Here is a 16,105-nt window from a genome sequence, read left to right as displayed (position 1 = left end):
ATTATCCTCGGATCGCCCAGAAGGCCAGGTTCAAACCCGGGAATTGCCCGGCGATGTGGAAGGCAAAGCCGCCGGAGTTATTCAGTTGCTGCCAGTGCTCGCTGCCGCGGTCCAGCTCGTAATAGGTGCTGCCTGCGTGGTACGGAATCTGGCGTGGCGCCACCGGCAGCGGCAGCAGGCCGATGCCGGGCAGTTGCAGGTTGACCATGTCGCGGATGTGCTCCACCGAGCCGACTTTGCTCTGCTGGCCGAAACGCGCGCGCAGGGTTTCGCCGGGCACATCGGCGCGCACCACCAGGATGAAACTGGCGCTGTCGAGCAGGGTTTTGTCGGCGAGCATCGCCACGTGGATGCCGTAGGCCTTCTCCACAATCGGGATCGGTGTGGCTTTGCTGTCGATCAGCATCGACAGCGCCTCACGCAACGCTGCCATCACCGGGGTGAAGCTCAGCGACAGGTCATCGTGCTGGTATTGCGGGTATTCCTGGGGGCGACGGCCTGACGTCGAAAAGGTGGAAAACTCACCGGCCAGGCTCACCAGTTCGCTGAAAAAACGCTCCGGGTGCAGCGGGCTCAACTGGCTGAAATGCTGGAGCAGCGGCTGCGCGCGGTTGACCAGTTGCAGCAGCATGAAGTCGGCAATCTCCGACGCGCCACCGGCGCCCGAGGCGACCACGCGGCCGGCCAGGGCTTCGCCGCGCTGGTGCAGCAGGCCCAGCAATTCGCTGCGAAAGGCCGTCAGCGGTTTGCTTGCGGCCACGTCCAGCACAGGCGGGATGTAGGTGTCATCCAGCACCAGCGCGCGGTCGGCGCGTTTTTCCTTGATGCGCACCAGGCCGATGGCGGCGTAGTCGCTGATGCCATCCTGCGCAGTCAGCAGGCGCAACGCACGCGAGCCCACGGCCACGGGCGCGCGGTTTTCGAACGGGGCGTTGTCATCACGCACTTCACGCACCTGGCTCACGTAACGCGCGGCGCCGAGGTCTTCGCCGTCATCGACGGTGTCACGCGCGCCAGCACGCTTGAGCGGCAAGGCCAGGTACACCAGGCCATCGCGCAGGTTGTCGTCGATATTCAGCGGGCTCGGCGCCAGGTCATCCTGGGGAATATTGAACGGCGTGCCATCCGGCAACAGGCCACGGGCCGACACAATCGCCAGCTTGCCCTGGGCCAGCAGGCCCTGGTCGATGAGCAATTCGGAAAACCCCCAGGCACCGGCGGACAACGGGCGGCTGCGGGCGTCAATCAGGTTTTCCAGGTAACGGTCATGCTGCTGGAAGTGCTGCGTTCCGATGAACATGCCTTCCGACCAGACCACGCGATTGTTCCAGGACATGGGAGCTCCGTTTGCTTCTTATTGGGCAGGGCTGGATGGGGGAACCGCGACGTCGGCGCGTACGGCGCGCACATCGAGGCTGATCTGGTATTCGGTGTATTGGCGTGCCGGGACGGTGAGCACCGTGCGCCATTGCGCGCGGTCCAACTCGCGATAGCCCACCAGCAGGCCGATCTGGCGCGTGGACGGGTCGAGGTTACGCTGGATACTCAGTTGCTGGCCGGGTTGCACCATCACTTCGTCCTGGTCCAGCAGATCGAGGCCGAGCGTGGATTGCGCGCGATCAGCCAGCGCGAAGTAATCGGAGCGGCTGAAGGTGGCGGCGTTTTTCAGTTCGAAGATGCGTACGCGAACCGGAGCGGCCTGGCCGTTGGCGCCGGGGTTGAGCCCGGCAATGGCGTGAAAATGCAGTTCGATGGCGGCGGTGTCCGCTTCGGCTTCAGTGGCCGCCTCGGGCTTGGCGGCATCCTTGGCACACGCCGTCAGCAGCAGCGCCGTGGCGACTGCGAGTAAAAACCTGGGAATCATCCTGCGTCCTCAATGACGTACTTAGCTATCCGTTTTATCCATTACTGCGTTGCGGTTTAGCGACGCTGTCGTGCGCTGTGTTCTTCGTAGGCCCGGCTGAATTCGCGACCGAACAGGTCCTGGAAATCTTCCTGGGCTTCGCGCGAGATATTGCTGTAAAGCTCGGTGAACTGCTGCCAGTACTGGGCCTGGCGCGAGCCGTTGAAAATGCTCGACAGCCCGCCGGGCTTGCCCATGCGCTCTTCCAGTTGCGCCGGCTCAAAGCGCGCGAGCAAGTGCTTGATGGCCGCTTCTACACCGGCCATCACCGCCAGTTGATGGGCGCGCAGGTCGTCGAAACTGTCGCGCACGGCGATGTCCGGCGCCATAAACGCTTGGTTTCCATGACGCAGCAGCAGCAGTAAGGCTTCATCGGCATTGGGCGCAAACTTCAACGGATTGTTTTCGGCGGGCCGGATCATCGTCTGCTGCATGCGGAACTCGCCCTTGAGGCTGGCGCGGGCGCGCAATACGTCGATCAGACCTTCGACCATCAACCGGTAGCTGCGGCCGATGCTCTCCATCTGCGCGCAGGCATCGGCCTTGTCCAGGCGCAACTGGTCGAGGCCGGCGCCGCGCAGGAAGGCTTGCAACAGGTCGGGCTGTTGGCTGTCAGCCGCGGGGAGCACGGGCTCGGCCACGGGCGGCGACTGCATGACTGGCGGCGCGGGAGGCGACTGGATGACCGGCGGCACGGGAGGCGGTGCAACGGGCGTCGGGCTACTGGCCACGGGCGCGGGTGTGTCGCCAAACACGTCCCAGTCTTCGGGAATCACCGAGGCTGACGGCGCCGGCTTCTCCACCACTGGCATGGCAACGGGGGTCGGCGGGCGAAAGTCGTGTTGCTCGGACGGCACATGGTCCGCCACGGTCGGTGGTGGTACGGCGGTCGGGGTGAGGAAATCGAACAGGTCCGGTAGCGTGTCCATCGACGAGGCGCCATGAAACTGCGGCGCGATCACCGGCGTCGGCGCGGGCGCGTTCACCACCGCGCCCATCAACGCCTCGAAGCTGTTCGGCGAATCGCCGGCAAACGGCTGGCTATCGATGGCTTGCACGTTGAAGTCGATACGCGCCTGAATTTCGTAGTCGCCGATGCGGATCAATTCACCGTCTTGCAACGGTTCGCTGTTCCCTCGGCGCATACGAATACCGGCGTTAACCAATTCAACGCCATTGGTGCTGTTATCGGTTAAATAGTAACGGCCATCTTTGTATTGAATAACGCAGTGTTGCGAGGAGACAAGGCGCTCTGGATCTGGCAATACCCAGTCATTATCAGAACTGCGGCCAATAGCCATCACGCCCTGATTCATGGACTTTTCAGGGCATTGCCCAGGGGTGATCTTGTGATAACTAGTGATAGTCAAGCACAGCGACATCTTGCCTCCTTGCTGATACATCGCGCGCGGTCTATCCAAGGGTCTACCTGAAGGAGCCAGGCTTCCCGAGAGATACCGCCAGTCGCGTTAACGACCGTAAAAATAGGCTTTTACCAGCATGATCGGTGATCTTAACTGGCTTCTATGACAAAAATCCTGTCCTGGTGCGCCGTTCGACCCGCCAGTCGCGCAGGGTGTTAAGCACCGCACATCTGTCACAGAGGGCGAATAGCTTACCTTGACAAGGCGTAACTACTACACCAAAAATGCACAACTTCTTGAACATCAGTGATGGCACGGTAGTGGCACTCTGGCTATATGACCAAGAAAACATGCAAAGTTCATCGCGCAACTAATGCATGCATTGCCCGGCATCTAACGGGCTGATAGGGAGATCGAATCAAGTGGATGTGCCGTTGCTGCTCGCCGCCGTTTCCGCGACTTCGCCCTGTGGCGAAGACATGGAATATGACGCGCAATTTCTCCAACTGGAGCGTGACGCCAAGGGCCAACCCGAGCGCAGCATGGGCGACGCTATCCTGCCGGCTGAGCCACCGGAATGGCGCAGCATCCAGCAGCAAAGCCTCGACTTGTTGCAGCGCAGCAAAGACCTGCGCATCACCCATTTTCTGTTGCAAAGCTCCCTCGCCCTTCAGGGTGTGGCCGGGCTGGCCGAAGTCCTCACGCTGATCAACGCGCTGCTGCGCGAGTACTGGGCTGACCTGCACCCGCGCCTGGATGCCGACGACGATAATGACTCCACCGTACGCATCAATGCCTTATCTGGCCTGACCAGCGACGCGACCATTCGTCTGCTGCGTGAAAGTATCCTCACGCGCTCGCGCACGTTCGGGCCGGTGAGCCTGCGTGCTGCGCTGAACGCCAGCGGCTTGATGAGTTTCCCCGACGAACAGCTCGGTGCCCAGCAACTCAACGCCGCATTTCTGGACAGCGATCCCGAACAACTGCAAGCCACGCGCGATGCCTTGAGCGCCGCGCGCGCCGCCTGCGAAGCCATCGAACAACAGGTCAGCGACCAGGTCGGTTCGGCCCAGGGCGTGGACCTCAGCCTGTTGAAGCAACCGCTCAAGCAAGCGCTGCAAGTCCTCAACCAATTCGTACCGAACAGCGATACCAGCAGCGAACCCGAGGCCGTCAGTGACGACAATGCCCCCTCGGTCGATTTCGCCGCTGCCCCCGCCGCACCGCGCCCCACTGGCGACATCGCCAGCCGCGATGACGTGCTGCGCAGCCTCGACAAGATCCTTTCGTACTACACCCGTCACGAGCCTTCGAGCCCGCTGCCGGTGCTGTTGAACCGGGCGAAGAATCTGGTGCACGCCGACTTCGCGGCCATCGTGCGCAATCTGATTCCCGACGGCATGTCCCAATTTGAAAACCTGCGCGGCCCGGACGGCGAGTAAGCCGCCCGGCTGTGCAGTAACAACACCGTCGCTCAAGCGACCAGGAGCAGCAACGTGGCGAAGCAAAGTTCTCAGAAATTCATCGCGCGCAACCGTGCGCCTCGAGTGCAGATCGAGTACGACGTCGAGCTTTACGGCGCCGAGAAAAAGGTCCAGCTGCCCTTCGTGATGGGTGTGATGGCCGACCTCGCCGGCAAGCCTGCCGAACCGCTCGCACCCGTGGCCGACCGCAAGTTCCTTGAAGTGGACGTCGACAACTTCGACTCGCGCCTCAAGGCCATGCAGCCACGCGTAGCGTTCCACGTACCGAACGAGCTGACCGGCGAAGGCAACCTGAGCCTGGACATCACGTTCGAAAGCATGGACGACTTCAGCCCGGCCGCCGTGGCCCGCAAGGTCGATTCGCTCAAGCAACTGCTCGAAGCCCGCACCCAGCTGGCCAACCTGCTGACCTACATGGACGGCAAGACTGGCGCTGAAGAAATCATCATGAAGGCGATCAAGGACCCGGCATTGCTTCAGGCACTTGCCAGCGCGCCTAAGCCTGCAGGGGACCAGTAATCATGACCGACAACATCGCCCGCGAAGGCTCCCAGATCCTGGGTGCCACCGAAGAAGCCAGCGAGTTCGCCAACCTGCTGCTGCAAGAATTCAAACCCAAGACCGAGCGTGCCCGCGAAGCCGTGGAAACCGCCGTGCGCACCCTGGCCGAACAGGCTTTGGCACAGACGGACCTGGTGTCCAATGACGCGATCAAGTCGATTGAATCGATCATCGCCGCCATCGACGCCAAGCTCACCGCCCAGGTCAACCAGATCATCCATCACCCGGATTTCCAGCAGCTGGAAAGCGCCTGGCGTGGCCTGCACTACCTGGTCAACAACACCGAGAGCGACGAGCAACTGAAGATTCGCGTGCTCAACATCTCCAAGCCGGACCTGCACAAGACCCTGAAGAAATTCAAGGGCACCGCGTGGGACCAGAGCCCGATCTTCAAGAAGATGTACGAAGAAGAATACGGCCAGTTCGGCGGCGAACCGTACGGCTGCCTGGTCGGCGACTACTACTTCGACCAGTCGCCACCCGACGTGGAACTGCTGGGCGAGCTGTCGAAAGTCTGCGCCGCCATGCACGCCCCGTTCATCGCTGCGGCCTCGCCGACCGTGATGGGCATGGGCTCGTGGCAGGAACTGTCGAACCCGCGCGACCTGACCAAAATCTTCACCACACCGGAATACGCCGGTTGGCGCTCGCTGCGTGAATCGGAAGACTCGCGCTACATCGGCCTGACCATGCCGCGCTTCCTGGCGCGCCTGCCGTATGGCGCCAAGACCGATCCGGTGGAAGCCTTCGCCTTCGAAGAAAACACCGACGGCGCCGACAGCTCCAAGTACACCTGGGCCAACGCCGCCTACGCGATGGCGGTGAACATCAACCGTTCGTTCAAGCACTACGGCTGGTGCTCGCGCATCCGTGGCGTGGAATCCGGCGGTGAGGTGGAAAACCTGCCGGCCCACACGTTCCCGACCGATGACGGTGGCGTGGACATGAAGTGCCCGACCGAAATCGCCATCAGCGACCGCCGTGAAGCGGAACTGGCGAAGAACGGTTTCATGCCGCTGCTGCACAAGAAAAACACCGACTTTGCCGCCTTCATCGGTGCCCAGTCGTTGCAGAAACCGGCCGAATACGACGACCCGGACGCCACTGCCAACGCCAACCTGGCCGCGCGCCTGCCGTACCTGTTCGCCACCTGCCGTTTCGCGCACTACTTGAAGTGCATCGTGCGCGACAAGATCGGTTCCTTCAAAGAGAAGGACGAGATGCAGCGCTGGTTGCAGGACTGGATCCTCAACTACGTCGACGGCGACCCGGCGCACTCCACCGAAACCACCAAGGCCCAGCACCCGTTGGCTGCCGCCGAAGTGATCGTGGAAGACGTCGAAGGCAACCCGGGTTACTACAACTCCAAGTTCTACCTGCGCCCGCACTATCAGCTCGAAGGGCTGACCGTGTCGTTGCGCCTGGTATCGAAGTTGCCTTCGGCGAAAAGCGCCTAACCCACGGATGAGCTGGCTCTTCTGTGGGAGGGGGCTTGCCCCCGATAGCATCACTGGGGTGTGACTGACACACCGAGGTGCCTGCATCGGCGGCAAGCCCCCTCCCACACAAAGGCACTGCCCATTTGGAGTTACTCAAATTCAGTGGCAAGAGCCACACAGGGAGAAAACATGGCTGTTGATATTTTCATCAAGATCGGCGACATCAAGGGCGAGTCCATGGACAAGGCCCACAAGGACGAAATCGACGTGCTGAACTGGAGCTGGGGCATGGCCCAGTCCGGCAACATGCACGTTGGCGGTGGCGGCGGTGCGGGCAAGGTGAATATCCAGGACCTGTCGCTGACCAAGTACGTCGACAAGGCATCGCCAAACCTGATGATGCACTGCGCCAGCGGCAAGCACATCGACAAGGTCAAGCTGACCGTGCGCAAGGCCGGTGGCGAAAGCCAGGTCGAGTACATGGTGATCAACCTGGAAGAAGTGCTGGTCACGTCCCTGAGCACCGGCGGCTCGGGCACCGATGATCGCCTGACCGAAAACGTCACCCTGAACTTCGCCCAAGTGATGGTCGACTACCAGCCGCAGAAAGCCGACGGCACCAAAGACGGCGGCGCGATCAAGTTTGGCTGGAACATCCGTTCCAACACCAAGCGCTGATAAACCCGGTGGCCGTGGCTCGCCGCCACGGCCCCAGGCATCGGCCCCTCGCAGAAACCGTCCCTCTCACAACCCGTCCGTGGAGCTGCTTTGGTGGTAACTGAAATCGCTTCCCGCGACCGTCTGCAACCGTCCCTGCTGGACCGGTTGACCGACGACGACCCAACCAATCCCAAGGAAAGCGCCGACAAACGCGTGCTGTCCCTGACCCAATTGAAAGCCTCGGTGCTGCGCGACCTGGCGTGGCTGCTCAACACCACGTCGTTGCTGGACGCCGATGCAACGCTGCATACCCCGGCCGGTACGTCGGTGGTCAATTACGGCCTGCCGGCACTGGCGGGCAACAGCGTGTCCAGCGTGGACATCAAGGCACTGGAAGCGCTGATCTACCAGGCCATCGCCACCTTTGAGCCGCGTATTCTGCGCCACACGTTGCGCGTCAAAGCCCGCATCGGCCACGGCGAGATGAACCACAACGCGCTGAGCTTCGAGATCGAAGGCGACCTGTGGGCGCAACCGGTGCCATTGCGCCTGCTGCTGCAAACTGACCTCGACCTGGAATCCGGCCATGTGCGCGTGGTGAATGCCGACCAGCGGAGGCGCCCATGAACCCGCGCCTGCTGGAGCTGTACAACCAGGAACTGCACCACGTGCGCGAAAGCGCCGCCGAGTTCGCCAAGGAATACCCGAAGATCGCCAGTCGGCTGACCCTGTCCGGTATGGACTGCGCCGACCCGTACGTCGAACGCCTGCTCGAAGGTTTTGCCTACCTCACCGCCCGCGTGCAGCTCAAGCTCGACGCCGAGTACCCGACGTTCACCCACAACCTGCTGGAAATCGCCTACCCGCACTACCTGGCGCCGACGCCGTCGATGACCGTGGTGCAATTGCAGACCGACCCGGATGAAGGCTCGCTGGCCAGCGGCTTCCCGCTGCCGCGCGACACCGTGTTGCGTGCTGCGCTGGGCCGCGAAACCCAGACCTGCTGCGAGTACCGCACCGCGCACCCGGTGACGCTGTGGCCGTTGCAGGTCAGCGGCGCCGAGTACTTCGGCAACCCCGCCGCCGTGCTCGGTCGCCTGGCCGCCAGCGAGCCGAAGGCCAAGGCCGGTTTGCGCCTGACCCTGCGCACCGGCGCTGAATTACCCTTCAACAGCCTCGACCTCGACAGCCTGCCGCTGTACCTCAGCGGCGCCGATGAGCAGCCGTTTCGCCTCTACGAACAACTGCTGGGCAACGCCTGCGCGGTGTTTGCGCGCAAACCCGGCGGTGATTGGGTCGAGCGGCTGCCGCAGGACGCGTTGCGTTCGCGCGGCTTTGACGACGCCGACGCGGCCATGCCGGTGGTGGCCCGCGCATTCCAGGGCTATCGGCTGTTACAGGAATACTTCGCCCTGCCCCACCGCTTCCTGTTCGTCGAATTCGCCGAACTGAGCCGCGCGGTCAAACGCTGCGACGGCCAGGAGCTGGAACTGATCGTGCTGTTCGACCGCCACGAGCCGAGCCTGGAAGGCAGTGTTGGCGCGGCGCAGTTCATGCCGTTCTGCACGCCGGCGATCAACCTGTTCCCCAAACGCGTGGACCGTATTCATTTGTCTGACCGCGTCAACGAACACCACGTGATTGCCGACCGCACGCGGCCAATGGATTTCGAGATTCACTCGCTGAGCGGCATCACCGGCCACGGCACCGGGCCGGAGCAGCCGTTCCTGCCGTTCTACGCGGTGCGCGACCCGTCACGCTATGGTCGCGATCAGGCTTACTACACGCTGCGCCGCGAGCCGCGCGTGTTGTCCAGCGACCAGCGCCGCAACGGCCCACGCTCTACCTACGTGGGCAGCGAAACCTTTGTCAGCCTGGTCGACAGCCAGCAAGCGCCCTACCGCCACGACCTGCGCCAACTCGGCGTGACCGCGCTGTGCACTAACCGCGATCTGCCGTTGTTCATGAGCGTGGGCAACGGCAAGACCGACTTCACCTTGGCCGACAGCGCGCCCGTGTTGTCGGTGCGCTGCGTCGCGGGCCCGAGCCGCCCACGCGCCAGCCACGCGCATGACGCCAAGGCCTGGCGCCTGATCAGCCAGTTGTCGCTCAATTACCTGTCGCTGAGCGAACAGGGCCAGGGCGCCGGCGCCTTGCGTGAACTGCTGCGCCTGTATGGCGACAGCAACGACGCGGCGCTGCAATTGCAGATCGAAGGCCTGCGCGAAGTCAGCAGCAAAGCCGTGACCCGGCGCCTGCCGATGCCTGGCCCGATTGTGTTTGGCCGCGGGTTGGAAATTACCCTGGAGTTCGATGAAAACGCGTTTCGCGGTACCGGTGTGTTTCTGCTCGGTGCGGTGCTGGAGCGCTTTCTGGCACGTTACGTGTCGATCAACAGTTTTACCGAGACGGTGATCCGTACCACCGAACGCCGCGAGATCATGCGATGGAAAGCCAAGCCCGGGCGGCGTCCGACCCTGTGAACACACTGGATGCGATGCATCAGGAGCCCTGGGAATACGATTTCTTCCAGGCGCTGCGGCGTATCGAGTGCGAATCGCCGCAGCTGCCGCGCCTGGGCCATTCCCTGCGCCTGGCGGATGACCCGTTGCGCCTGGGGCAACAGGCCGATTGCACCTTCGCCCCGGCCACTTTGGCCTCGGTCGATCCCGGTGGCGACGGCAAACCGGCGCGGCTGGAGCAGTTCTTCTTCGGCCTCGGCGGCCCCAACGGCCCGTTGCCGCTGCACATCACCGAGTACGTGCGCGAACGTCAGCGCAACAACGCCGACAGCACCAGCAAACAGTTTTTGGACGTGTTCCACCATCGGCTGCTCAGCTTGTTTTACCGGGCCTGGGCCGAGGCGCGGCCGACAGTCAGCCACGACCGCCCGGACGATGATTACTGGTCCGCACGCCTGGCGGCGCTGAGTGGCCGGGGCATGCCGAGCCTGCTCAATCAGGGGCTGATTCCTGACACCGCGAAGCTGCATTACAGCGGCCACCTGTCAGCGCAAACCCGCTACCCGGATGGCCTGAAGGCGATTCTGAGCGAGTATTTCGGCCTGCCGGTGGAGATCGAAGAATACGTCGGCCAATGGCTGGAATTGCCCGAGCGCAGCCGCGTGAGTGTCAGCGCCAACCAACTGGGCGTGGACTTCTGCCTGGGCAGCCACGTGTGGGACCGCCAGCATAAATTCCGCATCCGCCTCGGCCCGCTCACGCTGGATGACTACATGGGCATGCTGCCCGGCAGCCAGCCGTTCAATGAGCTGGTGGCGTGGGTGGCCGAGTACCTGGGCCATGAACTGGACTGGGACCTGAACCTGGTTTTGCAACAACCCGAAGTACCGGCGCTGCAGCTCAATGGCCAGTTCCGCCTGGGCTTCAACACCTGGCTCGGCCGACCCGAGCATGACGCCAACGACCTAATCCTGGCTCGGCATTACGCCGACCACGCCACCACCTCAAGGAATCCAGAGCATGGGTGAAATCAGTCGCGCCGCACTGTTCGGCAAACTCAACAGCGTGGCCTACAAGGCCATCGAAGCCGCCACTGTGTTCTGCAAACTGCGGGGCAACCCGTACGTGGAACTGGCCCACTGGTTTCACCAGTTGCTGCAGCTGCAGGACTCGGACCTGCACCGCATCATCCGTCAGTTCAACGTGGAGCCGGCGCGCCTGGCCCGAGACCTGACCGAAGCGCTGGACCGCCTGCCACGGGGCTCGACGTCGATCACCGACCTGTCGTCCCATGTGGAAGAAGCCGTGGAACGCGGCTGGGTCTATGGCAGCCTGATGTTCGGCGAAAGCCAGGTGCGCACCGGTTACCTGGTGCTCGGCATTCTCAAGACCCCGAGCCTGCGCCACGCGCTGCTGGGTTTGTCTTCCGAGTTCGACAAAATCAAAGCTGAAGCACTGAGCGAACGCTTCGACGAATACGTCGGCGACTCGCCCGAAAATGCGTTGAGTGCCAGCGACGGTTTCAACGCCGGCGCGGTACCCGGCGAAGCCAGCGGCGCCATGGCACCGAGCGCGATGGGCAAGCAGGAAGCCCTCAAGCGTTTTACCGTGGACCTGACCGAACAGGCGCGCAGCGGCAAGCTCGACCCTATCGTCGGGCGCGATGAAGAGATCCGCCAACTGGTGGATATCCTCATGCGCCGTCGCCAGAACAACCCGATCCTCACTGGCGAAGCCGGTGTGGGCAAGACCGCCGTGGTTGAAGGTTTTGCCCTGCGCATCGTCGCCGGTGACGTGCCGCCCGCGCTCAAAGACGTGGAGCTGCGCAGCCTCGACGTGGGCCTGCTGCAAGCCGGCGCCAGCATGAAAGGCGAGTTCGAACAGCGCCTGCGCCAGGTCATCGAAGACGTCCAGGCCTCGCCCAAGCCGATCATCCTGTTCATCGACGAAGCCCACACGTTGGTCGGTGCCGGTGGCGCCGCGGGGACCGGTGACGCCGCCAACTTGCTCAAGCCAGCCCTCGCCCGTGGCACCTTGCGTACCGTGGCCGCCACGACCTGGGCCGAGTACAAAAAACACATCGAAAAAGACCCGGCCCTGACCCGCCGTTTCCAAGTGGTGCAAGTGGCTGAGCCGTCGGAAGACAAGGCGCTGCTGATGATGCGCGGCGTGGCCTCGACCATGGAGAAACACCACCAGGTGCAGATCCTCGATGAAGCCCTGGAAGCTTCGGTGAAGCTGTCGCACCGCTACATTCCGGCGCGCCAGCTGCCGGATAAATCCGTGAGCTTGCTGGACACCGCCTGCGCCCGCGTCGCCATCAGCCTGCACGCCGTGCCGGCCGAAGTCGACGACAGCCGCCGTCGCATCGAAGCGCTGGAAACCGAGCTGCAAATCATCGCCCGCGAGCATGCCATCGGCATCGCCATCGGCGCACGCCAGAGCAACAGCGAAGCCTTGCTGAGTGCCGAACGTGAACGCCTGGAAACCCTGGAAAGCCGCTGGGCCGAAGAGAAAACCCTGGTCGATGAGCTGCTCGCCACCCGTGCAACCCTGCGCGAGAAAGCCGGTGTTGTGGACAGCGGCAACGATGAGTTGCGCGCACAGCTTGTGGACCTGCAACAACGCCTCACCGCCCTGCAAGGCGAAACCCCGCTGATCCTGCCGACCGTGGATTACCAGGCCGTGGCCTCGGTGGTCGCCGACTGGACCGGCATCCCGGTGGGCCGCATGGCGCGCAACGAACTGGAGACGGTGCTCAACCTCGACCAGCACTTGAAAAAACGCATCATCGGCCAGGACCACGCCCTGCAGATGATCGCCAAGCGCATCCAGACGTCCCGCGCCGGCCTCGACAACCCGAGCAAGCCGATTGGCGTGTTCATGCTCGCCGGCACCTCGGGTGTGGGCAAGACCGAAACCGCGCTGGCGCTGGCTGAAGCCATGTACGGCGGCGAGCAGAACGTCATCACCATCAACATGAGCGAGTTCCAGGAAGCCCACACCGTGTCGACGCTCAAGGGCGCGCCACCGGGCTATATCGGCTACGGCGAAGGCGGTGTGCTGACCGAAGCGGTACGGCGCAAACCCTACAGCGTGGTGCTGCTGGACGAGGTGGAAAAAGCCCACCCGGACGTGCACGAGATTTTCTTCCAGGTGTTCGACAAGGGCGTGATGGAGGACGGCGAAGGCCGCGTGATCGACTTCAAGAACACCCTGATTCTGCTGACGACCAACGCCGGCACCGAGTTGATTTCTCAGGTGTGCAAAGACCCGGCGAATGTTCCCGAGCCGGAAGAAATCGCCAAGGCGTTGCGCCAGCCATTGCTGGAAATTTTCCCGCCGGCACTGCTCGGCCGTTTGGTGACGATTCCTTACTACCCGCTAAGCGACGAGATGCTCAAGGCAATTACCCGCCTGCAACTCAACCGCATCAAAAAGCGTGTGGAGACAACGCACAAAGTCGCCTTCGACTACGACGACGCGGTGGTCGATTTGATCGTCTCGCGCTGCACCGAAACCGAAAGCGGCGGGCGCATGATCGACACCATCCTGACCAACAGCCTGCTGCCGGACATGAGCCGTGAATTCCTCACGCGCATGCTCGAAGGCAAGGCGCTGGCGGGTGTGCGTATCAGCACCCGGGATAATGAATTGCACTACGACTTCAGCGACGCCGATTGATCTGACGAGATGCAGTCCAAATGTGGGAGGGGGCTTGCCCCCGATGGCGGTGAATCAGTCACTGCATGCATCAACTGACACACTGCTATCGGGGGCAAGCCCCCTCCCACATTTAGAGCTGGTTTCTTCAGTTACTAGGCAATTTACGGGTTAACCGATGCTATTCAACCAAGCCTCACGCCTGGCCAAAGTCACCAGCCCTCTGGGGCCGGATGTGCTGCTGCTCAATGAAATGGGCGGCGGCGAAGAGCTGGGGCGGCTGTTCAACTATGAGCTGCAACTGACCTCGCTGGACGCCAACATCGACCTCAACCAGTTGCTGGGCAAGCCGATGAGCGTGGGCCTGCAACTGGCAGACGGTGGCGAGCGGCACTTCCACGGCATCGTCGCGCGGTGCAGCCAGAACATCGACCAAGGCCAGTTCGCCAGTTATCAGGTGACGCTGCGCCCGTGGTTCTGGTTGCTCAGCCGCACCTCGGACTGCCGGATTTTCCAGAACCTGAGCATCCCGCAGATCATCAAGCAGGTGTTTCGCGACCTGGGTTTTTCCGACTTCGAAGACGCCCTGAGCCGGCCGTACCGCGAGTGGGAGTACTGCGTGCAGTACCGCGAGACCAGCTTCGATTTCGTCAGCCGCATGATGGAACAGGAAGGCATCTACTACTTCTTCCGCCATGAACCGGACCGCCATGTGCTGGTGCTGGCCGACGCCTATGGCGCCCACACCACGGTGCCGGGCTACGCGTCGATTCCGTATTACCCCAAGGACGAGCAGCAGCGCGAACGCGACCACATGCACAACTGGCACCTGGCGCACGAAGTGCAACCGGGCTCGCTGGAGCTCAATGACTACGACTTCCAGCGCCCCAGCGCCAGCATCGACGTACGCTCGGCGATGCCACGCCCGCACACCGCCGGCGACTACCCGCTGTACGACTACCCCGGCACCTATGTGCAAAGCGAAGACGGCGAGCACTATGCGCGCACTCGCATCGAAGCCCTGCAAACCTTGCATGAACAGATCGAGTTCAGCGGCAATGCGCGTGGCCTCGGCTCAGGCCACCTGTTCAGCCTCACCGGCTTCAGCCGCCAGGACCAGAACCGCGAATACCTGATCGTTGGCTGTCGCTATTACATCGTCCAGGAAAGCCTGGAAAGCGGTGGCGGCTCGGGTTCGGCGCAATTCGAAAGCAGCCTCACGTGCATCGACGCCCAGCAAAGCTTCCGCCCGCTGGCGAACACCCACAGGCCCATCGTCAAAGGCCCGCAGACCGCCTTGGTGGTCGGCCCCAAAGGCGAGGAAATCTGGACCGACCAATACGGCCGCGTGAAGGTGCACTTCTACTGGGACCGCCACGACCAATCCAACGAGAACAGCTCGTGCTGGATTCGCGTGTCGCAATCCTGGGCCGGGAAAAACTGGGGCTCGATGCAGATCCCGCGCATCGGCCAGGAAGTGATTGTGAGCTTCCTGGAAGGTGACCCGGACCGGCCGATCATCACCGGCCGGGTGTACAACGCCGAGCAAACGGTGCCTTACGACCTGCCGGAAAACGCCACCCAGAGCGGCATGAAAAGCCGTTCGAGCAAGGGCGGCACACCAGCCAACTTCAATGAAATCCGCATGGAGGACAAGAAGGGGCTGGAGCAGTTGTACATCCATGCCGAGCGCAATCAGGACATCGTGGTGGAGGTGGATGAAAGCCACTCGGTGGGGCATGACCGCAATAAGAGCATTGGGCATAACGAGACGGTGACGATTGGGAATAACCGTGTGCGCATCGTCAAGCACGAAGACATCCTTTCGGTGGGCCTGAGAAAGACCGACAGCATCAGTCAGAGCTACGTGATTGAAGTGGGCGAAAACCTGCGCCTGGTCTGCGGCAAAAGCATCCTGGAGTTGAACGCCAGCGGGCAGATCAACCTGAGCGGCGTCAATATCAGCTTCCACGCCAGCGGCGATGCCGAATTCAATACCGGCGGCGTGCTGCACCTGAACAACGGCGGCGGCCCCGGCGCGACGCCCGATGGCCAGGGCATGAAAGCCAGCATCGACGCCAATATCAACGCCGCATTCCCCGCGCCTAAAAGCTCCTGACGAGACCTGTTTGCCATGACGTACCGAATCAACGAATTCCAGTTCCAACTGCCGGCCGCCGAGCTTCAGGACGCGTCGATCAATATCCTCAAGTTCCCTGAACTGGGCACGTCATTGATCATCAGCCGCAGCTTTCTCACCGAAGGCGAGACCCTGCACAGCAACTTCGATGACCAGCTCAAGCGCCTGGAAAAACAGGTGCAGGACTTGCGCTGCCAACCGAGCGTGACCGTGCGTTTGGGCGCCGCCCAAGAGGTGGAAGGCATCGAGCTGCGCAGCCAGTTCAACAAGGGCAATGACAAGGTGTTCCAGTACCAGCTGGCGCTGGTGCTGCCGGGTACGCGCAAGATGCTCGCCTTGAGTTATGTGAAGGCTGACACGCTTGGTGATGCGGAAGCGGCGCATTGGGCGACGATTAAAAATTCGCTGTCGTTCGACGCTATTTCTTGA

At 62.4% G+C, this 16,105-nt stretch carries 13 protein-coding genes; 10 read left to right on the top strand and 3 right to left on the bottom strand.

All coding sequences use genetic code 11. The features are described 5' to 3' along the window. Position 1: 1 nt before the first annotated feature. The 3 genes from tssK to tagH are packed head-to-tail and all read right to left on the bottom strand — an operon-like array spanning position 2 to position 3,285. Entirely contained in the window at positions 2-1,336 is a 1,335-nt protein-coding gene (gene tssK, locus ACM530_RS10555) for a type VI secretion system baseplate subunit TssK (RefSeq protein ID WP_404485978.1), read from the bottom strand. Between the two features lie 18 nt (positions 1,337-1,354). After that, positions 1,355-1,864: a type VI secretion system lipoprotein TssJ gene (gene tssJ, locus ACM530_RS10550; protein ID WP_145158191.1), complete on the bottom strand. Its 510-nt coding sequence runs from the start codon at positions 1,862-1,864 to the stop codon at positions 1,355-1,357. A 56-nt stretch (positions 1,865-1,920) separates the two neighbouring features. Further along, positions 1,921-3,285, bottom strand: coding sequence for a type VI secretion system-associated FHA domain protein TagH (gene tagH / locus ACM530_RS10545; protein WP_416364737.1), 1,365 nt, complete (start codon positions 3,283-3,285; stop codon positions 1,921-1,923). A gap of 404 nt (positions 3,286-3,689) precedes the next feature. Between tagH and tssA the strand changes: the two genes are divergently transcribed. From tssA to ACM530_RS10495, 10 genes are all read left to right on the top strand, one after another. Then, the gene (gene tssA / locus ACM530_RS10540; protein WP_416364736.1) at positions 3,690-4,709 is read left to right on the top strand and encodes a type VI secretion system protein TssA; all 1,020 of its coding nucleotides are present in this window, start codon (positions 3,690-3,692) and stop codon (positions 4,707-4,709) included. Between the two features lie 54 nt (positions 4,710-4,763). Beyond that, the gene (gene tssB / locus ACM530_RS10535; RefSeq protein WP_017135823.1) at positions 4,764-5,270 is read left to right on the top strand and encodes a type VI secretion system contractile sheath small subunit; all 507 of its coding nucleotides are present in this window, start codon (positions 4,764-4,766) and stop codon (positions 5,268-5,270) included. 2 nt (positions 5,271-5,272) lie between these two features. Then, positions 5,273-6,769 (top strand): type VI secretion system contractile sheath large subunit, encoded by a 1,497-nt coding sequence (gene tssC / locus ACM530_RS10530; protein ID WP_416364735.1) that lies wholly within the window; start codon positions 5,273-5,275, stop codon positions 6,767-6,769. Between the two features lie 171 nt (positions 6,770-6,940). Then, entirely contained in the window at positions 6,941-7,429 is a 489-nt protein-coding gene (locus ACM530_RS10525) for an Hcp family type VI secretion system effector (protein ID WP_005792512.1), read from the top strand. Positions 7,430-7,522: 93 nt separating this feature from the next. Continuing rightward, entirely contained in the window at positions 7,523-8,038 is a 516-nt protein-coding gene (gene tssE, locus ACM530_RS10520; RefSeq protein WP_242199548.1) for a type VI secretion system baseplate subunit TssE, read from the top strand. Further along, positions 8,035-9,894: a type VI secretion system baseplate subunit TssF gene (tssF, locus tag ACM530_RS10515; protein ID WP_416364734.1), complete on the top strand. Its 1,860-nt coding sequence runs from the start codon at positions 8,035-8,037 to the stop codon at positions 9,892-9,894. The genes tssE and tssF overlap by 4 nt, the downstream gene beginning before the upstream one ends. After that, a complete protein-coding gene (tssG, locus tag ACM530_RS10510) occupies positions 9,858-10,901 on the top strand; it encodes a type VI secretion system baseplate subunit TssG (protein WP_119737185.1) in 1,044 nt (347 codons plus the stop codon). Before tssF ends, tssG begins: the two co-directional genes overlap by 37 nt. After that, positions 10,894-13,557: a type VI secretion system ATPase TssH gene (gene tssH, locus ACM530_RS10505; RefSeq protein WP_416364733.1), complete on the top strand. Its 2,664-nt coding sequence runs from the start codon at positions 10,894-10,896 to the stop codon at positions 13,555-13,557. Before tssG ends, tssH begins: the two co-directional genes overlap by 8 nt. 157 nt (positions 13,558-13,714) lie before the next feature. Then, the gene (locus ACM530_RS10500; protein ID WP_416364732.1) at positions 13,715-15,655 is read left to right on the top strand and encodes a type VI secretion system Vgr family protein; all 1,941 of its coding nucleotides are present in this window, start codon (positions 13,715-13,717) and stop codon (positions 15,653-15,655) included. Positions 15,656-15,670: 15 nt separating this feature from the next. Further along, the gene (locus tag ACM530_RS10495; protein ID WP_416364731.1) at positions 15,671-16,105 is read left to right on the top strand and encodes a DcrB-related protein; all 435 of its coding nucleotides are present in this window, start codon (positions 15,671-15,673) and stop codon (positions 16,103-16,105) included.

This window comes from Pseudomonas sp. NFX183, from assembly GCF_047943075.1.
GTDB lineage: Bacteria > Pseudomonadota > Gammaproteobacteria > Pseudomonadales > Pseudomonadaceae > Aquipseudomonas.
The sequence above is the reverse complement of the archived record's forward strand: the minus strand, read 5'-3'. Positions and strand labels throughout refer to the sequence as shown.